The 24,460-nt window shown below is 65.3% G+C and carries 27 protein-coding genes; 17 read left to right on the top strand and 10 right to left on the bottom strand.

Annotation, left to right across the window (positions count from 1 at the left end):
• The first annotated feature begins 192 nt into the window (after positions 1-192).
• A complete protein-coding gene (gene aceF, locus KFB96_RS00930; protein WP_213458536.1) occupies positions 193-1,929 on the top strand; it encodes a dihydrolipoyllysine-residue acetyltransferase in 1,737 nt (578 codons plus the stop codon).
• Between the two features lie 196 nt (positions 1,930-2,125).
• On the top strand, positions 2,126-3,850 hold the full coding sequence (lpdA, locus tag KFB96_RS00925; protein WP_213458535.1) for a dihydrolipoyl dehydrogenase: 1,725 nt from the start codon (positions 2,126-2,128) through the stop codon (positions 3,848-3,850).
• A 115-nt stretch (positions 3,851-3,965) separates the two neighbouring features.
• Here lpdA and KFB96_RS00920 read toward each other — a convergent pair whose 3' ends face one another.
• The 3 genes from KFB96_RS00920 to KFB96_RS00910 form a co-directional block, all read right to left on the bottom strand.
• Positions 3,966-4,196 carry a BPTI/Kunitz-type proteinase inhibitor domain-containing protein gene (locus KFB96_RS00920; RefSeq protein ID WP_300971214.1) on the bottom strand — a complete coding sequence of 77 codons (231 nt, stop codon included), beginning with the start codon at positions 4,194-4,196 and terminating at the stop codon, positions 3,966-3,968.
• Positions 4,197-4,243: 47 nt separating this feature from the next.
• Positions 4,244-4,747: a hypothetical protein gene (locus tag KFB96_RS00915; RefSeq protein ID WP_213458533.1), complete on the bottom strand. Its 504-nt coding sequence runs from the start codon at positions 4,745-4,747 to the stop codon at positions 4,244-4,246.
• A gap of 346 nt (positions 4,748-5,093) precedes the next feature.
• Positions 5,094-5,513 carry a rubrerythrin family protein gene (locus tag KFB96_RS00910; protein WP_093030780.1) on the bottom strand — a complete coding sequence of 140 codons (420 nt, stop codon included), beginning with the start codon at positions 5,511-5,513 and terminating at the stop codon, positions 5,094-5,096.
• Between the two features lie 212 nt (positions 5,514-5,725).
• Between KFB96_RS00910 and cpdA the strand changes: the two genes are divergently transcribed.
• The gene (gene cpdA / locus KFB96_RS00905; protein WP_213458532.1) at positions 5,726-6,592 is read left to right on the top strand and encodes a 3',5'-cyclic-AMP phosphodiesterase; all 867 of its coding nucleotides are present in this window, start codon (positions 5,726-5,728) and stop codon (positions 6,590-6,592) included.
• A gap of 41 nt (positions 6,593-6,633) precedes the next feature.
• On the opposite strand, the gene KFB96_RS00900 is transcribed toward cpdA, so the two are convergent.
• Positions 6,634-6,924 (bottom strand): acylphosphatase, encoded by a 291-nt coding sequence (locus tag KFB96_RS00900; RefSeq protein ID WP_213458531.1) that lies wholly within the window; start codon positions 6,922-6,924, stop codon positions 6,634-6,636.
• Between the two features lie 58 nt (positions 6,925-6,982).
• Positions 6,983-7,498: a thioredoxin family protein gene (locus KFB96_RS00895; protein ID WP_300971213.1), complete on the bottom strand. Its 516-nt coding sequence runs from the start codon at positions 7,496-7,498 to the stop codon at positions 6,983-6,985.
• Positions 7,499-7,802: 304 nt separating this feature from the next.
• Between KFB96_RS00895 and wrbA the strand changes: the two genes are divergently transcribed.
• The gene (gene wrbA, locus KFB96_RS00890; RefSeq protein WP_213458529.1) at positions 7,803-8,402 is read left to right on the top strand and encodes an NAD(P)H:quinone oxidoreductase; all 600 of its coding nucleotides are present in this window, start codon (positions 7,803-7,805) and stop codon (positions 8,400-8,402) included.
• 34 nt (positions 8,403-8,436) lie between these two features.
• A complete protein-coding gene (gene hda / locus KFB96_RS00885) occupies positions 8,437-9,141 on the top strand; it encodes a DnaA regulatory inactivator Hda (RefSeq protein ID WP_213458528.1) in 705 nt (234 codons plus the stop codon).
• A 120-nt stretch (positions 9,142-9,261) separates the two neighbouring features.
• Here the strand turns inward: hda and KFB96_RS00880 are convergent, their stop codons facing one another.
• Positions 9,262-9,720 carry a hypothetical protein gene (locus KFB96_RS00880; protein WP_213458527.1) on the bottom strand — a complete coding sequence of 153 codons (459 nt, stop codon included), beginning with the start codon at positions 9,718-9,720 and terminating at the stop codon, positions 9,262-9,264.
• Positions 9,721-10,087: 367 nt separating this feature from the next.
• Between KFB96_RS00880 and KFB96_RS00875 the strand changes: the two genes are divergently transcribed.
• The gene (locus tag KFB96_RS00875; RefSeq protein ID WP_213458526.1) at positions 10,088-10,933 is read left to right on the top strand and encodes an alpha/beta fold hydrolase; all 846 of its coding nucleotides are present in this window, start codon (positions 10,088-10,090) and stop codon (positions 10,931-10,933) included.
• A 394-nt stretch (positions 10,934-11,327) separates the two neighbouring features.
• The gene (locus KFB96_RS27340) at positions 11,328-11,699 is read left to right on the top strand and encodes a type II toxin-antitoxin system VapC family toxin (protein ID WP_213458525.1); all 372 of its coding nucleotides are present in this window, start codon (positions 11,328-11,330) and stop codon (positions 11,697-11,699) included.
• Here KFB96_RS27340 and KFB96_RS00865 read toward each other — a convergent pair.
• Together KFB96_RS00865 and KFB96_RS00860 are read right to left on the bottom strand one after the other, a co-directional pair.
• On the bottom strand, positions 11,671-11,949 hold the full coding sequence (locus tag KFB96_RS00865) for a hypothetical protein (RefSeq protein ID WP_213458524.1): 279 nt from the start codon (positions 11,947-11,949) through the stop codon (positions 11,671-11,673). The genes KFB96_RS27340 and KFB96_RS00865 overlap by 29 nt on opposite strands.
• A gap of 590 nt (positions 11,950-12,539) precedes the next feature.
• Entirely contained in the window at positions 12,540-12,755 is a 216-nt protein-coding gene (locus KFB96_RS00860) for a hypothetical protein (protein WP_213458523.1), read from the bottom strand.
• Positions 12,756-13,082: 327 nt separating this feature from the next.
• On the opposite strand from KFB96_RS00860, the gene KFB96_RS00855 reads away from it, so the two are divergent.
• Entirely contained in the window at positions 13,083-14,630 is a 1,548-nt protein-coding gene (locus KFB96_RS00855) for an ATP-binding protein (protein WP_213458522.1), read from the top strand.
• Positions 14,631-14,865: 235 nt separating this feature from the next.
• Here the strand turns inward: KFB96_RS00855 and KFB96_RS00850 are convergent, their stop codons facing one another.
• The gene (locus KFB96_RS00850) at positions 14,866-15,798 is read right to left on the bottom strand and encodes an alpha/beta hydrolase (protein ID WP_213458521.1); all 933 of its coding nucleotides are present in this window, start codon (positions 15,796-15,798) and stop codon (positions 14,866-14,868) included.
• 268 nt (positions 15,799-16,066) lie between these two features.
• On the opposite strand from KFB96_RS00850, the gene cowN reads away from it, so the two are divergent.
• Together cowN and ilvD are read left to right on the top strand one after the other, a co-directional pair.
• Positions 16,067-16,363, top strand: coding sequence for a N(2)-fixation sustaining protein CowN (gene cowN / locus KFB96_RS00845; protein ID WP_213458520.1), 297 nt, complete (start codon positions 16,067-16,069; stop codon positions 16,361-16,363).
• A 380-nt stretch (positions 16,364-16,743) separates the two neighbouring features.
• Positions 16,744-18,657, top strand: a complete 1,914-nt coding sequence (gene ilvD, locus KFB96_RS00840) for a dihydroxy-acid dehydratase (RefSeq protein ID WP_213458519.1) — start codon at positions 16,744-16,746, stop codon at positions 18,655-18,657.
• A gap of 146 nt (positions 18,658-18,803) precedes the next feature.
• Here the strand turns inward: ilvD and KFB96_RS00835 are convergent, their stop codons facing one another.
• A complete protein-coding gene (locus tag KFB96_RS00835) occupies positions 18,804-19,055 on the bottom strand; it encodes a DUF1640 domain-containing protein (RefSeq protein WP_213458518.1) in 252 nt (83 codons plus the stop codon).
• 149 nt (positions 19,056-19,204) lie between these two features.
• Here KFB96_RS00835 and KFB96_RS00830 point away from each other — a divergent pair, with 149 nt between their 5' ends.
• From KFB96_RS00830 to KFB96_RS00805, 7 genes are all read left to right on the top strand, one after another.
• On the top strand, positions 19,205-19,546 hold the full coding sequence (locus KFB96_RS00830; RefSeq protein ID WP_300971212.1) for a TRIC cation channel family protein: 342 nt from the start codon (positions 19,205-19,207) through the stop codon (positions 19,544-19,546).
• 110 nt (positions 19,547-19,656) lie between these two features.
• On the top strand, positions 19,657-19,971 hold the full coding sequence (locus KFB96_RS00825) for a hypothetical protein (RefSeq protein WP_213458517.1): 315 nt from the start codon (positions 19,657-19,659) through the stop codon (positions 19,969-19,971).
• 98 nt (positions 19,972-20,069) lie between these two features.
• Positions 20,070-20,732 carry a protein-L-isoaspartate(D-aspartate) O-methyltransferase gene (locus KFB96_RS00820; protein WP_300971211.1) on the top strand — a complete coding sequence of 221 codons (663 nt, stop codon included), beginning with the start codon at positions 20,070-20,072 and terminating at the stop codon, positions 20,730-20,732.
• A 121-nt stretch (positions 20,733-20,853) separates the two neighbouring features.
• Complete coding sequence (locus tag KFB96_RS26230; protein WP_300971210.1) at positions 20,854-21,864, top strand: tRNA(Met) cytidine acetyltransferase TmcA domain-containing protein; 1,011 nt, start codon at positions 20,854-20,856, stop codon at positions 21,862-21,864.
• Positions 21,777-23,240, top strand: a complete 1,464-nt coding sequence (locus KFB96_RS26225; protein WP_367115067.1) for a GNAT family N-acetyltransferase — start codon at positions 21,777-21,779, stop codon at positions 23,238-23,240. The genes KFB96_RS26230 and KFB96_RS26225 overlap by 88 nt, the downstream gene beginning before the upstream one ends.
• On the top strand, positions 23,237-23,713 hold the full coding sequence (locus tag KFB96_RS00810) for an NUDIX domain-containing protein (protein WP_213458514.1): 477 nt from the start codon (positions 23,237-23,239) through the stop codon (positions 23,711-23,713). The genes KFB96_RS26225 and KFB96_RS00810 overlap by 4 nt, the downstream gene beginning before the upstream one ends.
• A complete protein-coding gene (locus tag KFB96_RS00805) occupies positions 23,710-24,378 on the top strand; it encodes a YceH family protein (protein WP_213458513.1) in 669 nt (222 codons plus the stop codon). Before KFB96_RS00810 ends, KFB96_RS00805 begins: the two co-directional genes overlap by 4 nt.
• The last annotated feature ends 82 nt before the right edge of the window (positions 24,379-24,460 follow it).

Raw genomic sequence — 24,460 nt, 5'->3', positions numbered from 1 at the left:
CGTCATCCCATGCGGCGATACGGCGAGTCGACCGACGACGAAGCACCAAAGAAGGGCTCGGTCGACGCGGTTTAGGATATTTATCTATCGATGACTGGACCGCGTCCGGGACGAGGCGCTCGGGTCGAACCGAGCGGCGCAACACAAGGATCTGGTGTGCTCGCCCCGGATGCGGTTTAGGGAGGACAGAGCGTGGCAACCGTCGAAGACATTCTGCTGCCGGACATCGGGGACTTCTCGGACGTCGAGGTGATCGAGATCCTCGTCGCGCCGGGTGACCGGATCGAGGCCGAGCAATCGATCCTCAGCCTGGAGAGCGACAAGGCGACCATCGAGATCCCCGCGCCGTTGGCGGGGGTCATTCGAGCGTTGAAGATCAAGGTCGGCGATCGAATCAGTCAGGGGGATCTGCTGATGACACTGGAGACCGATGGGGCTGATTCCGAGGAGGCTCCATCCAAGGAGACCTCAGCCGAAGGGCAATCTGCACAAGCCGCGGCGAGCGAGCGGGGCGCTGGTCCCGCGACACCGCGTCTGGCAGCCCCTGCTTCGGCATCGCCGCAGGCTCCGAAGTCGACCCCGCCGCGTGCGCCGAGCAGCGGCGAGACCATCTCCGTGGTCCTGCCCGACATCGGCGATTTCGCGGACATCCCGGTGATCGAGGTCCTGATTGCTCCGGGGGATCGCATCGAGGTCGACCAGTCGCTCCTCACGCTCGAGAGCGACAAGGCGACCATGGAGATCCCCTCGCCCTACGCGGGGGTCGTCGAGGAGCTGGCCGTCAAGGCGGGGGATACCCTGAATCAAGGCGATCTCGTCCTGACACTGCGCACCGACGGCGAGGTCCACAGCGGCGAGCCGATCGCAACCGCCGCGCCGACGGCCGCGAACACGGCCGAAGAGCTCGAGGCACCGCCGGGGCCGGCATCGAGCGCCAAACGCGCGCCCGGTGAATCCGAGCGCAGACCCGCTCCGGTGCTGCCGCGCCCGGAGGACATGGCCGCCATCGCCAAGGGCCGCAAGGCGCATGCGAGCCCCACCGTGAGACGTTTCGCGCGTGAGCTCGGCGTCGACCTGACCTTCGTGAAGGGGTCGGGGCCGAAGGGGCGCGTGCTCAAAGACGACGTCCAGGGCTTCGTCAAGCAATCGCTCGCGCAAGGTGCCCCGACCGGGTCCGGCGGCGCCCTGCCCTTCGCCTTGCCCGCCGCCCCCGAGATCGATTACGCCAAATTCGGCCCGATCGAGGTCACCGAGCTGTCGCGCATCAAGAAGCTCAGCGGTCGGCATCTGCACCGCTGCTGGCTCTCGGTGCCGCACGTCACGCAGTTCGACGAGGCGGACATCACCTCGCTGGAAGACTTCCGCAAGGCGCAAAAGGCGCAGGCCGCCGAGAAGGGCATCAAGCTGACCTTCGTCCCCTTCCTGCTCAAGGCGGTCGCCACCGCCCTGAATCGGATGCCGGTGCTCAAGGCGTCGCTGACGGCGGACGGCGAGGGTCTGGTGCTCAAGCACTTCACCCATATCGGCGTGGCGGTGGATACGCCGCAGGGCCTGGTCGTCCCGGTCGTGCGCGACGTCGACAAGAAGGGCATCTTTGCCCTGGCCGCGGAGCTCACCGAGCTCGGTGAGAAGGCACGCGCCGGCAAGCTGCTGCCGGGCGACATGCAGGGTGGCTGCTTCTCCATCTCCAGCCTCGGCGGTATCGGCGGCACCGCCTTCACGCCGATCGTGAACGCGCCGGAGGTCGCCATCCTCGGGGTCTCGCGCGCGACGACCAAGCCGGTCTGGAACGGCCAGAGCTTCGAGCCGCGCCTCATGCTGCCGCTGTCGCTGTCGTACGATCACCGTGTCGTCGACGGCGCGGACGGGGCGCGCTTCACCAACCTGCTCGGGGAGCTGCTCGGGGATCTTCGTCAGCTTCTGCTGTGAGGCCAGGCAAGCGCCGGCGTCGCGGCTCGGGCTCCGGAGTCCGATGCCCGCGCCCCGGGTCCGAGCGCGACGCCCGAACCCAATGCAGTGAATAGGGCCGAGGGTTTCGCCTCGCGACACGCTTTCGTCTAGCATTGGGCGCTATCGAGCCATCATCATCGCGCGGCCATTGCGGCCCCAAGAGAAGAATCACACCATGAACGACAAGAGCGGCGACATCATCGAAGTCAAGGTACCGGACATCGGGGACTTCAAAGACGTGGAGGTCATCGAGGTTTTGGTCTCCCCGGGCGATTCGGTGATCGAAGAGGCGTCGCTGATCACACTCGAAAGCGATAAGGCGAGCATGGAGATCCCGGCGCCGCGTGCCGGGATCGTGCGCAGCGTCGAGGTCGCGGTCGGCGATCGGATCTCGGAAGGCACGCTCATCATGACGCTCGAGGTCAAGGCGGCGCAGGCTGCCGGCAGGACCGAAGCGGGCAAAGAATCCGGGAGCACGTCCGCCGCCTCTCAGGAGATCGTTACCGAGGTCGTGGTGCTCGGTGCCGGCCCCGGCGGCTACACCGCCGCCTTCCGCGCCGCCGACCTCGGCAAGAAGGTCGTCCTGATCGAGCGCTACGACACCCTCGGCGGCGTCTGTCTGAACGTCGGCTGTATCCCCTCCAAAGCATTGCTGCACACCGCGGCCATCCTCGAAGAGGTCAAGACCCTGGGCGCCATGGGCGTGACCTTCGGCGAGCCGACGATTGATCTGGACAAGATGCGCGCCGGCAAGGAGCAGGTGGTCGCCAAGCTGACCGGCGGTCTCGCGGCCATGGCGAAGCAACGTCGGGTCGAGGTAATCCAGGGCACCGGTCGCTTCGAGGCACCCAATCGGATCGCCGTGGCACAACCCGGTGGTTCAGTGCGGATTCTGTTCGATCACTGCATCATCGCCTGCGGCTCCGCGCCCATGAAGATCCCGGGCTTTCCGCATGACGACCCGCGGGTGATGGACTCCACCGACGCGCTCGAGATCGCGGACATCCCCGAGCGTCTCCTGATCGTCGGCGGCGGCATCATCGGGCTCGAGATGGCGAGCGTCTACAGCGCACTCGGCTCGACCGTCGAGGTCGTCGAGATGAAGGATCAGTTGATGCCGGGTGCGGACATCGATCTGGTGCGTGCGCTCGAAAAGGTCATCAAGAAGCGCTACAGCACGATCCGACTCGAGACCAAGGTCGCGCAGATGAGCGCCACCGCCGAAGGCATCAAGGTGGTCTTCGAAGGCAAAAAACCGGGCGAGGAGACCTACGACAAGGTGCTGGTCGCCATCGGCCGACGCCCGAACGGCAAGCTCGTCAACGCCGAGGCCGCCGGCGTGAAGGTCGATCAGCACGGGTTCATCAAGGTCGATGCCCACATGCGCACCAACGTGCCGAACATCTTTGCCATCGGCGACGTCGTCGGCGGACCGATGCTCGCCCACAAGGCGACCCACGAGGCCAAGGTCGCGGCCGAGGTGATCGCCGGGATGCCGGCCCTCTTCGATCCCATGACCATCCCGTCGGTCGCCTACACCGACCCCGAGGTGGCCTGGATGGGCCTCACGGAGACCGATGCCAAGGCCAAGGGTATCGCCTACGAGAAGGGCGTCTTCCCCTGGGCGGCGAGCGGTCGCGCACTCGGCATCCACCGCGACGAGGGCCTGACCAAGCTCCTGTTCGATCCGGAAACCAAACGTATCCTGGGTGCCGGCATCGTCGGCCCGAACGCCGGTGAGCTGATCGGCGAGACCGTCTTGGCGCTCGAGATGGGCGCCGATATGGAAGACATCGGTCTGACCATCCATCCGCACCCGACCCTGAACGAGACCATCGGCCTCGCCGCCGAGATGGCGCACGGATCGATCACGGATCTGCTGCCGCCGAAGAAGCGCTGATGCCGGACAGAGGTAGGGGCGACTTCAGTCGCCCCTACACGGGCGAGATGCCCCCCGGAAATCGCCTATGCGGCGACGACGGCCGAGAACGGATGACGGCGTTCAAGCAGCTGCCTTATCGCTTCGCCCCGCAAAATTCCAAGCAACGCTGCAGGGTCGGGAACGGCACCCGACCCGCACAACCGCCGTAGCTGAATGCCTTGCAGCGATCGTCTCGGTAGTCGTAATAGAACCCGAGCTGATTGGAGCGGCAAGCCCCGGGGTCGGGTTTGACGAGGCAGCCGACGGGCAGCTCGTCGCTGCCGGCTCCTGTGGGAGTACCGCCACATCCCGCAAGGCCCGCCATGAGGATGACAAGCGCCCGAAGGCGAAACCGACATAGCCCCGCAGACCTCACCGAGTCCGGCTCCGCGCGGTCGCGCGGATCTGCGCACCCGTCGGTGCATGTTTCCACCAATCCCGATGTCGAAACTCGTTGCAGTCCTTCGCCATCACCTGGACGGACCCGCCTCGACGGAATCCCCAGCCCTTGATCCTCGGGCCATGCAGGAAGAGCGTCCACGCCGGCACGCCCGCACGCAGGACCACGCGGTGATAATCCGAGCCACGCAGCCTGTTGAATCGCCCCGGAGCGCAGAAGCGCACCTGGGTCTGCTCCGAGTCGCTGTCGAGGCCGCGGATCTCGTCATAGCCGCCCGAGAGCACCAAGCTCAAGGCATGTCCCCAGGGGTGATCATGAAGGCCGCGATCCGGATCCGAATCAACGAAACGGTGCAGGTAGAGATGCCAGCCGAAGGCGCCGAGGAGGTAGTAGCGTTCGAGATAGGGCTCGCCTTGGTCGCCTTCGATAAGACGACAAGGTCGACGCGCGCTGATCCATTCAAGCAGTCTTTCCATGGGGTCCTTTAAACCGCGTCCGTTGCAACAGGCGCCCTTGTTCGGCGACGAAGCTCGCGCCTTCGGGCGTTTGGAGCGCTTGATGTCGAGGCGCGATTATATGGCGGAGAGGGAAGCTGCGTGAGGCTGCGACGCACACGCCGCGCCGAGGAGCTCCCGCGATTCTGGTGGGTGATTTCCGAACGTCGGCATCCGTGCTGCGCCTCGCGGAAAACGAGAAGGGGCGACTCAAGTCGCCCCTACATGCCCCTGGCGCTTTATCTCTAAACCGCATCCACCGTCGACGCTTTTGGTATCGACGACGTCCAGCGTTCCGATAAGTCAGCCTGTTGACTCGGGACGCGGTTTAAGCGTCCAGATTGTCGAGCGCCTTTTGGAAGCGGTTGGCGTGAGAGCGCTCGGCCTTGGCCAGCGTCTCGAACCAGTCGGCAACCTCGTCGAAGCCTTCATCACGCGCGGTCTTCGCCATGCCGGGGTACATGTCGGTGTATTCGTGGGTCTCGCCCGCGATGGCCGCACGCAAATTGTCGCCGGTCGGACCGATCGGCAGACCGGTGGCCGGATCGCCGACCGCTTCGAGATATTCGAGGTGACCGTGCGCATGTCCGGTCTCGCCCTCGGCGGTGGAACGGAAGACCGCCGCCACGTCGTTGTAGCCCTCGACGTCCGCCTTGGCTGCGAAATAGAGGTAGCGGCGATTCGCCTGAGACTCGCCCGCGAAGGCTTCCTTCAAACTCTCTTCGGTTTTGCTGCCCTTGAGCTCCATATCGATCTCCTCACGATGGAATGAACCGGGGTTGGCTGAACCTGCATCGAAGACCTTAGTTACCTCCAAGGCGTTTCAGAAATTGTTTGTTCCAATGGCTGCGATCGTCTCTCTTTATGGGCGAAGATGCTCTTCGACAAGTCTGTGAACTGGTTCGGCAACGCCCCCGTGCATAACTGCTATATCCTAACCTGATCAACAAGGAGCAGATTATGCCAGCGTCCAACGGTTTACGGACATTCGACGTCGCCCCGTCACCCACGACGGGGATAGCCCGCCCGGAACCGATCGCGCAACGGCGGACGCTTCTGCAGTTGACCGATCCGCATCTCTTCGCCGAACCCGCCGAGCAGTTGCTCGGCGTGACCACGCGGCGCAGCTTCGAGGCGGTGTTGGAGCTCGCGCTCGCGCATTCGCCGCCTGCGGATGCCTTGGTGCTCACCGGCGATCTCGTTCATGACGAGTCACGCGAAGGCTATCGTGCGCTTCGCCGTCTGCTTGATCGCACCGGCCTTCCCTACTACTGCATTCCCGGCAACCACGACTCTCGACCTCTGATGGAAGAGCTGCTCGGACCTGCAGCACTCGGTCCGGTCACCGTGAGCAACCTCGGCGACTGGAATCTCGTCTTCCTCGATTCCACACAGCCGGGCCGAGAAGGCGGGCGAATCGGACGGGCTCGACTCGCAGCGCTTCGCGATGCCCTCGCGGCGAGGCCCTCACCCGCGGTCATCTTTCTGCATCAGCATCCGATCCCTGTACAAAGCGCCTGGATGGACAGGCTCTCGGTCGAGGACGGAGAAGAGCTGATCACCCTCTGCGACCGGCATCATCAGGTCAAGGCCCTGGTGTGCGGTCATATCCACCAGGAATTCGAGCAGCGTATCGACGGGTACAGGGTCCTGGGAACACCCTCGACCTGCGTTCAGTTCGAGCCGCGCCGGTCCGAATTCGCGATCGATGCACAAGCCCCCGGCTACCGCGAGCTCACGCTCCTTGCGAACGGCGCGCTCGAGACCCGCGTCGTCCGTCTCGACGGCTATCCGGAACGCCCGAGTCGGACGGCGGGCGGTTATTGAAGCGCCCGACGCCTATGCGACGTCGCTCGGGGGAATCCCCATCAGTCGATCGCGAAGCTCGGGTGCTGCTGAAAGTCCAAAGGCTCGCAAGCAACCCCGGTCACCGCAGCACCCGGTGGACCGGTGCGCAACCAGTCGCGCAGATGACCGACCGCACTCGCCTCCCCGCAAACCAGGAGCTCCACGCGACCATCGGGGAGATTTCGCGCATACCCGGTTACGCCCAGCCGCATCGCCTGCTCGCGGGCCGACGCACGGAAGAACACGCCCTGCACACGCCCCCCGACGAGGCAGCGGTAACAGATGCGTTGCTCGCTTTGATGCTCGTCCATTTTCTGCTCCTCGGATCGCGTCCCGTACGCCGCCCGGATGGGGGCGTGGCTTGCAGGTTTACTCGGTGGCGGCGGCTTGGCGTTCGCGCTTGTAGGCCGGGAAGGTGATGTCTTTGTAGCGTTCCTGAACGACGTACTCCCCGAGCCACATGAACTCGGTCGCATCACCCGTAGCCCCGGTGTACCTGGCCACCAGATTGCCGTCGAGGTCGAAGAAGGCGAATACCGGCGTCGCACGCACCCGATGGGTCTTCAAGGCGAAATCCTTTTGCGGCATCGCAGTGCCTGCAAAGTCATGGATCTCGACATCGCCCTCGATATCGACCGGGAAGATCATGAAATGCGCTTTGAAATAGTCCTGCACCTCGGGCTGGTTCAGCACCGTGGTCTTCATGCGATGACAAAAGGGGCACTCGTCCATCTCGAACATCAGCAGGATGCCCTTCTTGCCCTCGTCTCGCGCCGTCTCGAGCTCTTCGGCGAAATCGCCGAAGGTCGAATCGAAGAAATGCTGACCCGGGTCGCGGGTTGCAGCGCCGACGGCAGTCGCGCACAGCACGAGTAGGATGAACATCAGTCGAAGCTCTCGCCGACCATCACGCGAACGCAGGTGAGCCATACGTGTCTTGCCTCCTCGCACGATTTGGGCGCCGGACGAACGTCCGGGCCGGGTCGGCTGATTCTCACCAGTTCGAGGTGACAGTTCAATGCCCGGATCTCGCGAGGTCGGACGGGGCGGCTCGGGCGGACGAAACATCGGCTTTCACTGCTGACGCGGTTTAGACTAATGCCCGACCCACGACATCAGCACCACACGGAGCGCCGGTCCGATCCGGGACCCGCGCATTCCGGCGTCCCTATTCGGAGACCGATCATCCATGAGCTACATCCTCGTCCTCTACTACAGTCGCTACGGCGCCACCGCCGAGATGGCCCATCATGTCGGACGCGGCGTCGAGGCCGGCGGACTGCAAGCGCGCCTGCGGACCGTGCCTGCCGTCTCGACCGTCTGCGAAGCGACCGAGGACAGCGTCCCGGCCTCCGGTGCACCCTATGCCGATCAAGACGACCTGCGCGGCTGCGCCGGCCTTGCCCTCGGCAGCCCCACGCGATTCGGAAATATGGCCGCCCCGATGAAATATTTTCTCGACGGAACCAGCAGTCTGTGGCTCTCCGGGGCACTTTCCGGCAAGCCCGCCGGCGTCTTTACCTCGACATCCAGTCTGCACGGTGGTCAAGAGGCCACCCTGCTCACCATGATGATTCCCTTGCTGCATCACGGGATGCTGTTGACGGGGCTCCCCTACACCGAGGCCGACCTGCTTCACACCCGTTCCGGCGGCACGCCGTACGGCCCCTCGCACCTGGCAGGACCCGACAGCGCCCTGCCGGTCACGGACGAGGAAAAGCGTTTATGTCTGGGCTTGGGGCGTCGGCTCGCCGAGACCGCGACGGCACTCTCGCGCCGCCCGGGCTGAAGCGCCAAACCGGTATCCCCGAGCAGGCGGAACCTTGACCGACCATCCCGGGCAACTGCATCTTCCGATCACGCTCATCCGCGAGCCGACGCTCGCGGACTACCGTGCCGGCCCGAATGCAGAGGCGCTCGCCGCGGTCGCGGCCCTGGCGTCCGGGGCCGGCGAGCCTTATGTGTTTCTGTTCGGAGGGGCATCGACGGGCAAGACCCATCTCCTGCAGGGCGCTTGTCATGCCGCGATCCAACGGACCCGAACGGCCCAATACATCCCGCTCGGCGAGACCGGGCTGCTGCCCTCGATCTTCGACGACCTCGAGAACCGCGATCTGTTGGCGATCGACGATGTGCAGGCCATCGCCGGCAAGGCGGACTGGGAGGTCGCCTTATTCGATCTGTTCAATCGAGCGCGCGCGCGCGGATGCACGCTCCTGATCGCGGGGAGCTCAGCCCCGGACGCCCTGGGACTTGGCCTGGCGGATCTATGCTCGCGCCTGCAATGGGGGCCGCGCTACTGTCTGCTGCCGCTGAGCGACCCGGACTGCGAGCGCTTGCTCACGGAGATCGCCGCGGAGCTCGGCATGCGGATGGGACAGGAAACCGCACGCTACATCATGAACAACTATGCCCGCGATCCCGGCTCGCTGGTCGCCCTGATCGAGCGGATCGACCAAGTCAGCCTGCGCGAGCAACGCCAACCGAGCATTCCCCTGGTGCGCCGGGTCATGCGCGGCGAGAGCTGAACGGCGATTGACTTGCGGTGTGACGATCCGGCGCAACGACGCCCGACCGACGGATCCCCGATTCACGCCTCGCCGTTGGACCGCGTCGCCGCCTCAGGCCCTGCGAGGCCGTCCAGGCACTCACTCCCCGCAGATCAGACGACCGAACCCCCTCCGGTCGATCGTCGCCGGCTGGGTGCACACCCTCCTCAACCGCTCCACGAGCGGGCCGTCGGGATGGAAGATCAGAACCCAGGAGGTCGCGGCCATGCTCATGCCCTCGAAGCCATCCTCGCGGCAAGCCGCATAGACCTGCTCGTAGAGATCATCGCAAAAGGCCGGTCCGATGCGCTCGGAGCGATAACCGCATTGATCGATGACCGCTTGGAGCGCGCCGGTGCCGGTCGCACCCGTATAGGCGCTCACATCGCCGAAATCCCGCAGCCCGGCAGCCTCGAGGCTCGCGATCACGCGATCGCGGCAAGCATCCCAAGCCGGCCCGGACATGGCGGAGGCGCCGAGAGCGGCATAAGGCACAAGGAGCAGGAAGACCGCGGCGACAAGCAAACCGTGAAGCCGTGGGCGGGAGACATGAACCATGTTGAGCTCCTGTCCGGACGACGAAGGCAACGCCCTCTGGCTCGGCGATGGAAATGAGCGGGGCGCCACTCACGACGACCCGGAGATCTCCGTCTCGAGGGTGCGCGGCCGGTGGCGGTCCCGTCCTTCGCAACGCGCTCGAGGGCATGAGTGTGTTGTCTTCAGTCTATGCCAAGACCGACGGTCCTGCACCGAGACCGCCGGATCTCGGGCGTCTCGCTCAAAGAGGAGGCTTCCCGACCGGAGCGTTTGGAAAGGCAGGCCGACGCCATCATCTTACTCTTTTCGAACACTGTACGCTGAAGACGACCGGGAAAGGTCGACGGTTCGGGCGCAGTCTTCCAAGCCGTATCGGAGCTCGACCGACATGCTCACGACCCTGAGTCTCTTCGCCGTTTTGGCCGCAGCCGCAATCCCGGCCGGGGTGCACTTGGGTTTTCGTGCACCACGGCTGCGCGAAACCGGCACGCCGGCGGACGCCGGACTCGACTTCGAAGCCGTTCGCATTCCGACCGTGCGACGCCGATCCCTCTTCGGCTGGCTGCTTGCGGCAGCGGACTCGACACGCACACTCGTCGTCCTGCACGGCTGGGGCGGCAACGCGGAGTTGATGCTGCCTCTGGCAATCCCCTTTCGACAGGCCGGCTTCAACGTCCTGCTCTTCGATGCCCGCAATCACGGCGGGAGCGACGCCGATACCTTTTCCTCCCTGCCGCGGTTCGCCGAGGATCTCGGGATGGCCATCGCCTGGCTCAAGCGGCATCACCCGGGACGAGCCGACTGTGTCGCCGTGCTCGGTCACTCCGTCGGGGCAGGCGCCGCCCTGTTCGAGGCATCGCGCAACCCGGACATCGCGGCCGTGATCAGCGTCGCCGCGTTCGCCCACCCCGCCCGCGTGACCGAGGCATCGGTGCGTCATCTGCATCTCCCCGCTCCGATTGTCTTCGGGATCATCCGCTACGTGGAATGGCTGATCGGACACCGCTTCGACACCATCGCGCCCATGAACACAATCACCCGCATCACCTGTCCTGTCTTGCTGGTGCACGGCCGAGCCGATCGCGTGGTTCCGGTAGAGGATGCGCGCCTGATCCATGCACGATCCTCGGGAACGCATGTGCGTCTGCTGGAGATCGACGGCGCCGATCATGATTCGGTCGATCGCATCGAGGACCATGTCGGCGCCCTGCTGGGATTTCTCGAGCATTCTTGAAGAGATCCTTGTAGTCGACGATACAACGGAAGTCCTTGTCGTGGTTTTTCCTGCACCATTCGGGCCCCCATGATCCAGCAGCCGGTTACGACCGGGCGTTGGAGGAGTGGATCTCCAATCTGCCCGCCCGGGAGGAACCGATCCGTCGGGCCATCGAGCTGGCGGAGCCCTTTGATAAAGCGGCTTTTCTGCATGAGGTTAGGACATTGCGGGCAGGTCTCCCCGAGGGTGAGTCGGTCGTGGAAGCCATGCGGCAGTCGGATCGCTATTGATGATCTACGTCGACACCAGTGTCTGGGTTGCCTTGATGACTTGAGAAACCGGCACGGCTCAGGTCGAGGCATGGTTTGGGTCAAATGCCGAACCACTGGTCAGCGCCGACCAGGCCGGCATCGTGCTCGCCTTGTTCGCGCGCCTCAACAGCGGCGGCCTAACGCTGATACCCGTCTCACGCACTGCTTACCGCACAGCCGCGAACTTGGTGGATGACTCTCGGCAGGGTTTGCGCGGCGCCGATGCTCTGCACATTGCCGTCGCCCGGGAGATTGGCCTGCAACGATTCGCGACGTTGGACCGCAACCAAAGCGCCAATGCCGGGCGCTTGGGGCTGACTCTGGAATTTCCCGACCCGCATGGCTGGTCGAATCGGTCGGCAATGGCTTCCGGGCGAAAGGGTTTCAGCTCTATGCGCGGCTGGCCGGCACCGGACTGGGTGAAACGGGGGATGCCTACCGAACCTATCTGTTCAGCGTCTTCGACGAGTTGAGCCAAGACCTGCGGGGCTGTTTGACCGGTTCTCGCCGCAGGGTCGCCTCTTCCCGCGCGAGGCGGCGCTGCTGCAGGTGCTGAACCTGCTCAACGATGCCGACATCGCCCCGCTGTGGGGCGAGGATGAAACCATCGGCTGGATCTACCCTGAAGCTACTGGACCCGGCCTGCGGCTCCATGCGCTGGGTGTGCTGCTGCCGGCCGACAAAGCACCGCCCGCCTTGATCCGCCAGGTCTTCGGCGAGCACGGGCCGATGTTCCGGGCGACCGACCTGGAGCAATGGCAAAAGGCCGAGGTCCGCCTGGGCGAAGCACTCCGCGAATTCGCCGGCGCGGCCAACCCACCTACCAGGGCCGCCTGTTCGCGCTGGATGCCGCACCCGGCGCTTGCGGGCCGGGGAAACGCTCGGGGGCGTACTCGGCTTGCTACACGAAGGGGATCGGAAACTGGCCGACGGCGAGGATCCGCTGGAGGTTGTGGCTTGGGTGCTGGGCGATGATGCCTCGGGCGCGGGGCTCTGGGGTGAGGGTGGCGGGCATGTCGCTTGTCGGTCAAAGAGGTGGTTACCCTGAATGGGTAATGCTGTGTTCTTGTCGAGACAATGCGGATGCATTGCCTGCAGCATAAGGGCCAGTAGAGACCGGGAACGGAACACGGCTTCCCGCAATCATCGAAGAAACGAAGGAAACCGCGCCGGACGACCCAACGTCATCCAAAGATCAATCGGCGGTGCGCAACCCGGCAACACGGCGGTTTGGAGGATGGGTTTCGCTGAGGCTCTACCCATCCTACGCGTTCATAAAGGTGTTCCCCGTGTTTCTGAATTGTCACTACGAGTCAAGCGGAGCATCGCAACGTCAGTCGTTGCGTGCGCCCCTTTGACTTCGGATATCCGGAATGCCGAATCCCTACGCAATCAGTCTCGATCAGATCCAGGGTCTCCAGAAGATCGCCCGTGCTCTCTCGCTGCGCCGCCAGGGCACGCGCCTCCGCGGCGACCTGCGCTTGATCCAAGATGATCAAGCGGGCAAGTCCGGCGTTGAAACCCAGCATGACAGGCCTTCGCCGACCCGTTAGGCTGAGGTCGGATCGCTCAATCGCTGCCACGCTCATCATCCAAGATCCGGCAGTTGAACGGCCCCTGGAGTGCGTCCCGCGTGGTGTCCGGCAAGGCGCGACGAGGCGTCGTAGTGGTTCTACGACAACGCGTTGCAACGCAGTCGGGCGCCGCGCGGAGCGTGCTCCAAGGGCCGTAGCGGCCATCACCCGGCGGGTGAGGCGTCATGTGGCCAATATCCTCAACGACGTCAGACCCTTGCATGTGGCACGAAGCGGTCAACTGCCGGATCTAGGATCATGCACAGCCTGCCGAGGTCAGCCATGCACCGCCGCAAACTGCCGATCGGGATTCAGACCTTCGCCAAGATACGAGACGACGACTTTTACTATGTGGACAAGACCGACTTCATCCGGCAATTGATCGCAGAAGGCAGCCAGTATTTCCTCTCACGTCCGCGTCGCTTCGGAAAATCGCTGCTGATCGACACGCTGGCCGAGCTGTTCGCCGGGAACGAGCCGCTGTTCCGGGGCCTGGCGATCCATCCGCACTGGGACTGGTCGACACGCTATCCGGTGATCCGGATCAGCTTTGCGGAGGGTGTGCTGCAGAGTCGCGACGCACTGGACGCACGCATCGCGGATCTGATACGCATCAACCGCGAGGTTTTGGCGGTCGAGGTGCATCCGGGACTCGACATCGCCGGGGCCTTCGGCGAGCTGATTCGCAAGACCCACGCCCATTACGGACAACGTGTCGTGGTCTTGGTGGACGAATACGACAAGCCGATCCTCGATCATCTCAGCGACCGCGACACGGCTCGCGCCATGCGCGACGGGCTGCGTAACCTCTACTCGGTGATCAAGGGATCCGACGCTCATATCCGTTTCGCCTTCCTCACCGGGGTGAGCAAATTCAGCAAGGTGAGCATCTTTTCGGGGCTCAACAACCTGAACGACATCACAGTGGATACAACCTATTCCGCGATCTGCGGCTATACCGAGCAGGATGTGGATACCATTTTTGCGCCGGAGCTCGAGAACCTGGACCGGGATCGGATACGCGACTGGTACAACGGCTACAACTGGACGGGGGAGGCCGTCTACAACCCCTTCGATCTGTTGTTGCTGTTTCAAAAACGCGAGTTTCGCTCCTGGTGGTTCGAGACCGGTACGCCGACGTTTCTGGTCGATCTGCTCACCGAGCGCGGTTTTTTTACCCCGCGGTTGGCACGCTTGCGCGCCGACGAGGCGCTCTTGTCCGCCTTTGATGTCGATCACCTGACCCCCGAGGCGCTGTTGTGGCAGAGCGGCTACCTGACCTTCACGGGCACACGGCGTACCGGGGCGCGGCTCGAATACACCCTGGGCTATCCGAACCTGGAGGTCGAGACGGCACTGAACGACAGCCTGGCAAAGACGCTGATCGGTCAGCCGGGGCAGGCCAGCGAGCTGGCGAGCCGGCTCTACGACGTGCTGGTGAGTGGCGATTTCAGCGCCCTGCGCGCCCATGTCGAGGCGCTCTTCGCCGCCATTCCGCATCAGTGGCACGATGGCCATCCGATCGCCCGATACGAGGGCTTCTACGCCAGCGTCTTCTACAGCCACCTTGCCGCGCTGGGGCTGGACCTGACGCCGGAGGATTCCGCCAATCAGGGCCGGATCGACCTGACCCTCAAGTTCAACAGCCAGATCTGGCTGTTTGAATTCAAGGTCGTGGAGCTGGCGCCCGAGGGACGCGCGCTCCAGCAGATCAAGGATCGCGGCTATGCGGACAAATACCGCGCCGCCGGCCAACCCATCCATCTGATCGGCATCGAATTCAGCCGCGAGCGGCGTGCGCTGGTGGGGTTCGAGGTCGAGACGGTTTAGCGGCGAACCGAAAGAACCCCGGCCAGACCACCAAACCTTTGGCTCATCAGCGACCAAGGTGCGACTTAAACCGCGCCCAGCGCGGTATGCGATGTTTTTGGATGGGTAGAGCGAAGCGAAACACGTAGGATGGGTAGAGCGAAGCGAAACCCATCCAGCCCGCGCCAAGCGCATCGGACCGACACCCGGCAACGCGGCGGTTTGGAGGATGGGTTTCGCTGTCGCTCTACCCATCCTACCGGTCGCCCGACTTCGCCCAGAAGCCGTCGAGAGCGGCAACGGTCTCGGGCAAGCGCTCCCATTGCGGCAGGCCCATGTTCGGTGCCAACCGCTGGCGGGACCAATTCGGGTGACGGGCGACGAAGTCGTCGAGCCGCTCGAAGTCGATGTAGGGGTCGCGGTCGGCGATGGCGAGCACGGGCAGATCGGTGAGCTTGGCGTAGAGCCGGTCGCTCGCGTCGGGGGTGAAGAGTTGCATCGAGAGAAAGACCAGCGGGGCGTGTCGTGCTCCCGGCTGATGTGCTGTGGCGTAGGCGTAGTCGAGGATCTCCTGCGTCGGCTCGCCGACGAAGGATTGTCCGAGGTAGTGGCGGATACTGCGCTTGGATGCGACGAGATTGAAGAGGGCTTGACTCAGTCCGGGGGTCTTCAGGATCGGGTGGACGATCCGTCCGAAACCCGGCCCGGGCGGAACGCGTTGGCTGAATCCGGTCGGCGCGATGAGCGCCAGAGAGGCGACCGAGCCGGGTTTGTTGCCGATCGCGCGCGCCGCAAATTCTGCGCTGAGCGACAGCGCAACCAGATCCGCGGGTTGCCCGACGACCTGCTCCAGGAACCGGGCGAGCACGTCCGCAAAGAGCTGTGGGCTATAGCCCGCCGGGCGACGCTCGGAGTGGCCGAATCCGGGAAGATCGAGGCTGTAGACGGGGCGTTGCGATCGATAGTGCTCGAACAGCGGCTTGACCTCGAAGCTGCTCGGCGCGGCGTTGACGCTGTGAACGAGCACCAGCGGGCGCCCGCTGGCGGAGGTGTCGGCGTAATAGGCGATCTGCCAGCCGTCTGCGCTCTTGAACTGCAAACGCGGTGCGTCGAGCGCCTCGCCGAGAGGAGCCCCCCGCCCCTTGCGATCGGCGGTTTTCTCGGTCGCTGTCCTGGTCTTTCCTGTCATGGTCTCTCCGGTCATGCTCACATCTCCCGCCTTGGAATTGTCGGTGGTGTACGGCCGTCTCGGCCGGGCGGCTCGGCATGAGCCGACCCCGGGCCGTTTTGATTTCAAACAGGTCGCGCGATTATACCCCCACCCGCCAACGCCGGATCGTAGGATGGGTAGAGCGCAGCGAAACCCATCCTCCAGCTACAAACCGGCTGTTTCTCCTCCCGCGCGGGATGCGCTAGCATGATCGAAACGTTCCCGATCACCCGCTTCCCGAGCCACGATGACCACCGACAACACACCCGTCTTCAGCGACCGCTACATCTCTTTCCTCGGACTCGACTGCGATGCCAGGGCGCAGCGCTTCGTCTCCGAGCTGCGCGACCTGATGCTCGACCCCGACCGCCGGGATCCCTTTTGGACCTACCTCGCGGCCAAGCTCGACGGCGAGAAAGGGCCGGCGCACGACGAGCTCTATCACATCCACTGTCATCTCAACGACATCCGCGACCTGCTCGATCGCCTCGACGCGCCCGAGCTGATCGCCGAGCTCGACGTCCTCGAAACGGAGTGTTGTTGAACCGCGTCTCGTGTCCGGGGTGCGGGTTGCGGCGGGGCTCAATCTCGCATTCTCCCGCGGCCTCGGCGCGGACGCGGTTCAAGAAATCGGTTGAAGCGGCGATTCGGAAACACGCTGAAGACCTTGAATCACAGGATGCCGGGGTGGGCTTACGAACCTCCGGCGCTGCATCGGCGCCCGGGATGATGGGTTTCGCTGCGCTCTACCCATCCTACAGGTTTCGGTTTTTTGTAAGCGTTTTGGGATCCTAGAACGCACATCTGCAGGGGTTATTAGCGGCACGCGGTCGAACGCGAACACCCAACCCACCATGCCATGCCGGGCGCGTTTCAGCCGGGTATACTTGACGGGATCCGATCCTCCCCGCCAGGTAGCCTCACATGCCCCAGTACCGCTCCCGCACCACCACCCATGGCCGCAACATGGCCGGCGCACGCGCGCTCTGGCGCGCCACCGGCATGACCGACGGGGATTTCGACAAGCCGATCATCGCCGTCGTGAACTCCTTCACCCAGTTCGTCCCCGGACACGTCCATCTGAAGGATCTGGGCCAGCTGGTCGCGCGCGAGATCGAGGCCGCCGGCGGCGTGGCGAAGGAGTTCAACACCATCGCGGTCGACGACGGCATCGCCATGGGTCACGGCGGCATGCTCTATTCCCTGCCCTCGCGCGAGGTAATCGCGGACTCGGTCGAGTACATGGCCAACGCCCACTGCGCGGACGCCTTGGTCTGCATCTCCAACTGCGACAAGATCACGCCCGGCATGCTGATGGCCGCATTGCGTCTGAACATCCCGGCCGTCTTCGTCTCGGGCGGGCCGATGGAGGCCGGCAAGGTCGTGCGCAATGGTGAAGAGCTGCATCTGGACCTGGTCGATGCCATGGTCGCCGCGGGTGACGAGAAACAGAGCGACGCGTCGGTGGCCGAGCTCGAGCGTTCCGCCTGTCCGACCTGCGGCTCCTGCTCCGGCATGTTTACCGCCAACTCCATGAACTGCCTGACCGAGGCGCTGGGGCTCAGCCTGCCCGGCAACGGCTCGCTGCTCGCCACCCACGCCGCACGCAAGGATCTTTTCCTGGAGGCCGGCCGGCTGATCGTCTCGCTTGCGCGCCGCTGGTACGAGCAGGACGACGCCAGCGCGCTGCCTCGCTCGATCGCGACCTTCGAGGCGTTCGAGAACGCCATGAGCCTGGACATCGCCATGGGCGGGTCCACCAACACGGTACTGCATCTGTTGGCGGCGGCCTACGAAGGCGGCGTGCCCTTCACCATGGAGGACATCGATCGGCTGAGTCGCCGCGTGCCCAACCTCTGCAAGGTCGCGCCCTCGACCCAGAAATATCATATGGAGGATGTCCATCGCGCCGGCGGCGTGATCGGCATCTTGGCGGAGCTCGACCGCGCCGGTCTCATCCATCGCGATCTGCCGACCGTGCACAGCGCTTCAATCGGCGAGGCGCTCGCGCGCTGGGACGTGCGCTACACGCAGGATGAAGAGGCGCGTCGCCGCTATCTGGCCGCACCGGGCGGCATCCCGACCCAGGTCGCCTTCAGCCAAGCGCAGCTTTGGCCGGATCTGGACCTGGACCGCTCCGAGGGCTGTATCCGTGATCTCGAGCATGCCTACAGCCGCGACGGCGGCCTCGCGGTGCTCTTCGGCAACCTGGCCGAGGACGGCTGCATCGTGAAGACCGCCGGGGTCGACCCGAGCATGTTCGAATCCGACGCGATCGAGAAGGACGCGCTGCGCTACACCACCAGCGTGCCGACCTCGGTTCTGCGCGCCTTCGTCGGGCCGGCCCGCGTCTTCGAGAGTCAGGAGGACGCCGTCACCGCCATTCTCACCGAGCAGGTCAAGGCGGGCGACGTCGTGGTCATCCGCTACGAAGGCCCCAAGGGCGGACCCGGCATGCAGGAGATGCTCTACCCGACCAGCTATCTCAAATCGAAGGGGCTCGGGAAACACTGCGCACTCATCACGGACGGACGTTTCTCGGGCGGCACCTCGGGGCTGTCGATCGGCCACGTCTCGCCCGAGGCGGCCGAAGGCGGCTTGATCGCACTCGTGGAGGACGGCGACCGGATCGAGATCGACATCGCGAGCCGGCGGATGCATCTCGCCGTCGACGATCAGGTCCTTGCCACACGCCGGGCCGCCATGGAGGCACGCGGTGCGGCCGCCTGGAAGCCGCGCGACCGCCAGCGTCAGGTCTCGACGGCACTCAAGGCCTACGCCTTGTTGACGACCAGCGCCGCCCACGGCGCCGTAAGGGATTTATCGCGCCTCGGATAACCGACGGACCGCTTCAAAAAAACCGAAAGATGTAGGATGGGTAGAGCACAGCGAAACCCATCCTCACAGCTCAAACGCCCAATCCGGGTGCGGTGGCGGCGGTGGACCGTGCCGAGCGCCGGAGGTGATGCCGTCGGCGGTGTCGGCTACGCGGGGAAAAATGACTTGAGCAAAAGGGCCATCACGCCTCCAAGCAGGATTCCCATCATCCACTTGATGAGGCTGATGTCCGACCGGACGGGCGCAAGCTCGATCTGCAGGTCTTTCTTCGTGATCAGCTCTGCTTCTCCGGACGCATCCCGGAACGCTTCGGAGATGACCTTCGCCTGATCCTCAGGAATTCCCCCTGATTTGAGCTTCTCGACAAACTTTAAGGTATCGAAGGTGATGGTGGCCATGCCCGCAACTCCCGACCGATGCCGATGATTTCTCGGGACCATAGCACACTGGATCAAGGAGGCGTCATACCTCGGGTCCCGACGCACTTGTGCCGGCGCGCGCAGGACGCTCTCGGGCATCGCGAGTCGCCGGACGGCCATAGAAGCTCATGCTGACCATCATCGAAATCGGCGCCATCATCGCCTTCGCCGTGTCCGGTCTGATCGAGGCCGCGCGGCGGCGGATGGATATCGTCGGGGTCTTCACGGTCGCGTTCGTGACTGCGTTCGGCGGCGGGACGCTGCGTGACGTGCTGCTCGATCGCCGCCCGCTCTTCTGGGTGCAACATCAGGAGTATGTCTGGCTCGTCTTGGCGCTGACCTTGATCGGCTCGCCCTTGCTCGGCTTGATGCGGCATCGTTGGGCGGACCGGGTCATGAACGTCACGGATGCGCTCGGGTTGGGGCTGGATTGGCGGATCCCGCCTTGGCCGCGCAACATGGGGGACTGACACCGCCCCGGAAGCACGAGTCGCGACCGGGATTCCGACGATACGGATCTGGCCGCATCCGGAAAGACGGCGGACAATGGCACGATCATCGGGCTTGATCGAGGCGACTCATGGGCGAGGAGATCAGAGGACATTGCTGGAATTGCGGGCGGGGACTGACTAAGCTCGATTACGGGCGAGAGCTGCGCTGCACCGGATGCGACAAACCGACCCATTGCTGTCGCAACTGTCGGCACTATGCGCCCGGACGACCCAACGAGTGTCGGGAGCCGATGGTGGATCGCGTCATCGCGAAGGATCGGGCCAACTTCTGCGACTGGTTCCAGCCTCTGCTGCGATCGCCCTCGTCGCAAACCGTCGAGACGCCGAGCGCGGCGACCGACCCGGAGTCGCTGAAACGTGCCGCGGAGGATCTGTTCAAATGACCGAGCGCCGAAGCCTTTGCCGTTCACTTCACGGGTTACTCCTCGCCGTCGGACTCTGCCTGGTCGCGACGGTCAACGCCTGCGCATCGGAACAGGACATGACCGCTGAACGTCAACGACTCGTCGAGAAGATCGAGGCCGAGGTCCGCATGACCGCCCCGGAGCTGGGTTTCGCGCGGCTCGATCCTCGCGTCGCCGAGGCCATGCTCCGGGTGCCCCGTCACGCCTTCGTGCCGAACGCCCAACGCGCCTTGGCCTATGCCAATCATCCGCTGCCGATCGGCGGCGGGCAGACCATCTCTCAGCCCTACATCGTCGCCATCATGAGCCAGCTGCTCGATGTCGGCCCGGGCGACCGGGTCTTCGAGCTGGGCACCGGGTCCGGGTATCAGGCCGCCGTGCTGGCCGACATGGGGGTCGAGGTCTATTCGGTCGAGATCGTCCCGGAGCTGGCCGAGCGCGCCGTTGCAAACTTGGGGGCCGCCGGCTATCCGCAGGTCAAAGTCCGCGCCGGAGACGGCTGGCTCGGCTGGCCCGAGGCCGCTCCCTTCGACGGCATCATCCTGACCGCCGCCGCGCCCGTGATTCCGGATCACCTGATCGCTCAGCTCAAACCCGGCGGCCGCCTGGTGATGCCGATCGGAGAGACACATGCCGTGCAGCAGCTCGCAATCTTCGACAAGGGGGAGGACGGCAGCCTGCGCCGACGCGACCTCCTGCCGGTGCGTTTCGTCCCGGTGACCGGGCCCTTGGGCGACTGACCGATGCCGAAACCGGGCCTCGATACCCGTGCAGGCATCGGCATCCTTGAGCGGGAAGGGATCCGGGGCTTACCGCCGAGCACGACAACGGAGCCGGAGCCCTCCCCGCCCCGGCGTCTTCGTGGCTGAAGAGTCACGCGTGCTTTTGCCCGGCGACACACTCGAAACCCTCGCCATCATCGTGCAGCGACAGGCGCAGGCCGCCGGTCATCGCGCGACCCTGCTGTTGAGCGGTGATGCGGACTGGACCGCAACCCATGCATGGCGTTGCGTCGCCGCGCTCCCGGACCAGGTTCCGACCTGGCTGACCGAGCGCCCTCTGGCCGACGGCGCCCTGCCGCTGCGGGACGCGGACCGACTGCTCGGCAGCGATCTCGATCTCTTGGTCTACGACACCCAGAGCGGTTTCGACCCGGATGGTTTCGGCGCAGCGACCGGGGCGATTCGTGGAGGGGGTCTCCTGCTGCTCTTGACACCGCCTTTGGACGACTGGCCGGACCTGACCGACCCGCAGGCCGAGCGCATCGCTGTTTGGCCGAATACGGCAGCATCGGTCGGCGGACGCTTCCTGCGACGGCTCGCGGGGCTTCTCGGCTCCGACACGGGGTTGATCCACCTTGCGCAAGGGGATGCAGGGAGCATGTCGAGTGCGCAGAGGTTCATCTCGGACAGCGCCGGCGTCACACCGGAGCCGAACAACCCTGATCGGACCACCGGCGGCAGCGACCGGGATCCCACAGAACCCGCCACATCGGACCAGGATCACGCCATCGCGGCCATCCTCGCGCTCGCGCATGGCCGTGCTCGCCGCCCGCTCGTCATCCGAGCGCACCGCGGACGCGGCAAGAGTGCCGCCCTGGGCCTCGCCGCCGGCCGACTTCTGCGCGAGCGGCCGCTGCGCATCCTGGTGACCGCACCGCGCCGCTCGGCGGCCGACGCGCTCTTCAAGCACGCCGCTGCCGTGCTGGGCGGTCATGCTCGGGTCTGCGCCCCGGATGCGGAGACCGGGACGACGCCGGATGAGACGACGTCGGCGGCAGACCGATCCGGGCTCGGTCGTGCATCGGGATCACTCGCATTCGTCTCCCCGCCGATCTCGCCGCGGAGACACCGGCGGCCGATCTGCTCCTGATCGACGAGGCGGCCGGCATCCCTGCACCCATCCTCGGGACCCTGCTCGCCCGTTACCCGCGCGTCGTCTTCGCGACCACGGTCCACGGCTACGAGGGCACGGGGCGCGGCTTCGACGTGCGCTTTCGCGCCACCCTGGATCGGCTCACGCCGAGTTGGCGCGAGATCTCGCTCGACACGCCGATCCGCTGGGCGCCCGGGGATCCGCTCGAAGCCCTGACCTTCCGTACCCTGCTGCTCGACGCAGCCCCGGCGACAGCAGAGGAGCTGAGCGACGCCGACCCCGACGACATCCGCTGCGAGCGCCTCGACCGCGACGTCTTGGTCCGAGACGAGAAGACCCTGCGCGAGCTCTTCGGTCTGCTCGTCCTGGCCCATTACCAGACCCGGCCGATGGACCTGCGCATGCTGCTGGACGGCCCGAATGTCCGCATCTACGCCCTGCGCTGGCGCGCGCACGTCGTCGCCACCCTCCTCGCCGCGGAGGAAGGCGGTTTCACCGATCCCGCATTGTGCGAGGCGATCTTCACGGGCCGCCGCCGTCCGCGCGGCCACCTGCTCCCGCAGACCCTGTCGACGCATGCCGGACTCGCCGAGGCCCCTACCCTGCGTTACCTGCGCGTCATCCGCATCGCCGTCCATCCGGCGCTCGCACGCCGCGGTCTCGGGCGCAGACTGCTGCGCCGGCTCGCGCGCGACGCTCGCGCCGAGGGCATCGATCTCCTCGGCGCCAGCTTCGGCGCAACGCCCGAATTGATCCGCTTTTGGGACCGCTGCGGCTTTCGTCCGGCCCAGCTGGGCACCAGCCGGAATGCCGCAAGCGGCGAGCACGCGCTCGTCGTGCTGCGCCGTCTCGACACGCACGGTTGGCGCTTTGCAGCAAGGGCCGAGGCTCGCCTGGAATCCCGGCTCCCGGTGCTGTTGGCCGGTCCGCTGCGCACGCTCGACGCCGTCACGGTCGTGGCGCTCGTCGCCGCGATCCGCACCGCGCCTGAACCGCCTTGTGCCCCATGCCGATTCGCGATCGACGATCTTGAGCTGAGCGGCTTCATCGACGGCCATCGCTCCCTGGACGCCACCCTCCCGCTCCTGTCCGAGCTCGTCCGGCGCCGACTCGGATCCTGTCTGCGGGCCGGAGGCATTGCGGACGACGACGCCGCCCTCTTGATCGCATCCGCGCGCCAGTTTCACGGATCGGCCGCATTGGCGGGCCTTTTCGGTACAAACGGTCGGGACGCGATCCTCGCCCGCATCCGACGCGCAGCCGAAGCGCTGCGCTCCGATCCGACCGGAACCCTGCCCCTCGCGACAGCCATGCAAGACCCAACGTCTCCATCACTCGCGTTCAAACCTGCAGCACGCGAGCGCGCCAAATGAACCGCCGAGAGATCCTCTCCGCCGGCGTCGTTCCGGTCCGTCGCTTCGGACCCGAGATGCGTTTCCTGATCCTGCGATGCTTCAGCTATTGGGATTTCCCCAAGGGCGAGACCGAGCCCGGCGAAGACCCGTTGAATACCGCAGGGCGCGAAGTCGTCGAAGAGACCGGACTCACCGACCTGGATTTTCGTTGGGGGACGTCGTTCGTGGAAACGCCGCCCTACGGTCGCGGCAAGGTCGCGCGTTATTATCTGGCGGAGTCACCGCGCGGCGATGTCGCCCTCGGGATCAACCCGCAGCTGGGGTTTCCCGAGCACCAGGAGTATCGCTGGGTCACCGAAGCAGAGGCTCATGCGCTCCTGAACGATCGCGTGCGCGCCGTCCTGGACTGGGCCGTGCAACGCATCGGCGAATCGCCCGAGGCCCCGGCCGCCGGGTCCATCAACCGACCACCGGAGAACCGCCAACCATGACGATCGAGCACGAATCCGACACCTCCGATGCCATGCTGACCCCGGCGGAAGCGCGCGTCCTCGGCTGCCTCATGGAGAAGCAGCGCACCACGCCCGACCAGTACCCCTTGACCCTCAACAGTCTCGTCAGCGCCTGCAATCAGAAAAGCGCCCGCCATCCCGTCACGAACATGACCCCCGGCGAGGTCGGCCACGTCGTCAACCAATTGCGCGACCGCGGCCTCATCTACGCCAGTCTTTCGGGGCGCACCGAGCGCTACGACCACAAGATCGTCGGCACCTTCCTGCTGAGCCGGGAAGAGCATGCGCTGCTGTGCGCGCTGATGTTGCGCGGCCCTCAGACAACCGGCGAGCTGCGGACCAATACCGCGCGCCTGGCCGACTTCAAGGATCTCGAGCAGGTCACCACCGCGTTGCACGGCATGGCCAAGCGCGACCGCCCGCTTGTCGTCGAGCTGCCGCGCCAGCCCGGCAAACGCGAGGAGCGCTACGCGCACCTGCTCTGCGGCAGCCCCAAGCTCGAGGACATCCCGGAGTCCGCTCACGCGGCAAGCGGCGAGCCGACCCGCAGCGCCCGCATCGAGGCGCTGGAGTCCGAGGTTGCCGAGCTGCGTGCGCAGATCGACCGGCTTTGGTCCCTCACGGGACTCGAGGATCAGCGCTGAGCGCAGAGGCGAAGCAGCGACCGGGGATCTCGATCGGGACATCGGCGTCCTTCGCGCGGCGCACTCGGACTTCGATTTTTTG

Origin of the sequence: Thiocapsa sp., assembly GCF_018399035.1 — a bacterium.
Taxonomy (GTDB): domain Bacteria; phylum Pseudomonadota; class Gammaproteobacteria; order Chromatiales; family Chromatiaceae; genus Thiocapsa.
This window is presented reverse-complemented; position numbering and strand designations above follow the sequence as displayed.

What these genes read in the sequence shown, in the direction of transcription:
- lpdA (WP_213458535.1), top strand. Translation starts at nt 2,126, where the DNA reads ATGAACGACAAGAGCGGCGACATCATCGAAGTCAAGGTACCGGACATC.
- KFB96_RS00920 (WP_300971214.1), bottom strand. Translation starts at nt 4,196, where the DNA reads ATGGCGGGCCTTGCGGGATGTGGCGGTACTCCCACAGGAGCCGGCAGC.
- KFB96_RS00915 (WP_213458533.1), bottom strand. Translation starts at nt 4,747, where the DNA reads ATGGAAAGACTGCTTGAATGGATCAGCGCGCGTCGACCTTGTCGTCTT.
- KFB96_RS00910 (WP_093030780.1), bottom strand. Translation starts at nt 5,513, where the DNA reads ATGGAGCTCAAGGGCAGCAAAACCGAAGAGAGTTTGAAGGAAGCCTTC.
- cpdA (WP_213458532.1), top strand. Translation starts at nt 5,726, where the DNA reads ATGCCAGCGTCCAACGGTTTACGGACATTCGACGTCGCCCCGTCACCC.
- KFB96_RS00900 (WP_213458531.1), bottom strand. Translation starts at nt 6,924, where the DNA reads ATGGACGAGCATCAAAGCGAGCAACGCATCTGTTACCGCTGCCTCGTC.
- KFB96_RS00895 (WP_300971213.1), bottom strand. Translation starts at nt 7,498, where the DNA reads ATGTTCATCCTACTCGTGCTGTGCGCGACTGCCGTCGGCGCTGCAACC.
- wrbA (WP_213458529.1), top strand. Translation starts at nt 7,803, where the DNA reads ATGAGCTACATCCTCGTCCTCTACTACAGTCGCTACGGCGCCACCGCC.
- KFB96_RS00880 (WP_213458527.1), bottom strand. Translation starts at nt 9,720, where the DNA reads ATGGTTCATGTCTCCCGCCCACGGCTTCACGGTTTGCTTGTCGCCGCG.
- KFB96_RS00875 (WP_213458526.1), top strand. Translation starts at nt 10,088, where the DNA reads ATGCTCACGACCCTGAGTCTCTTCGCCGTTTTGGCCGCAGCCGCAATC.
- KFB96_RS00860 (WP_213458523.1), bottom strand. Translation starts at nt 12,755, where the DNA reads ATGCTGGGTTTCAACGCCGGACTTGCCCGCTTGATCATCTTGGATCAA.
- KFB96_RS00855 (WP_213458522.1), top strand. Translation starts at nt 13,083, where the DNA reads ATGCACCGCCGCAAACTGCCGATCGGGATTCAGACCTTCGCCAAGATA.
- KFB96_RS00850 (WP_213458521.1), bottom strand. Translation starts at nt 15,798, where the DNA reads ATGACAGGAAAGACCAGGACAGCGACCGAGAAAACCGCCGATCGCAAG.
- cowN (WP_213458520.1), top strand. Translation starts at nt 16,067, where the DNA reads ATGACCACCGACAACACACCCGTCTTCAGCGACCGCTACATCTCTTTC.
- ilvD (WP_213458519.1), top strand. Translation starts at nt 16,744, where the DNA reads ATGCCCCAGTACCGCTCCCGCACCACCACCCATGGCCGCAACATGGCC.
- KFB96_RS00835 (WP_213458518.1), bottom strand. Translation starts at nt 19,055, where the DNA reads ATGGCCACCATCACCTTCGATACCTTAAAGTTTGTCGAGAAGCTCAAA.
- KFB96_RS00830 (WP_300971212.1), top strand. Translation starts at nt 19,205, where the DNA reads ATGCTGACCATCATCGAAATCGGCGCCATCATCGCCTTCGCCGTGTCC.
- KFB96_RS00825 (WP_213458517.1), top strand. Translation starts at nt 19,657, where the DNA reads ATGGGCGAGGAGATCAGAGGACATTGCTGGAATTGCGGGCGGGGACTG.
- KFB96_RS00820 (WP_300971211.1), top strand. Translation starts at nt 20,070, where the DNA reads ATGACCGCTGAACGTCAACGACTCGTCGAGAAGATCGAGGCCGAGGTC.
- KFB96_RS00810 (WP_213458514.1), top strand. Translation starts at nt 23,237, where the DNA reads ATGAACCGCCGAGAGATCCTCTCCGCCGGCGTCGTTCCGGTCCGTCGC.
- KFB96_RS00805 (WP_213458513.1), top strand. Translation starts at nt 23,710, where the DNA reads ATGACGATCGAGCACGAATCCGACACCTCCGATGCCATGCTGACCCCG.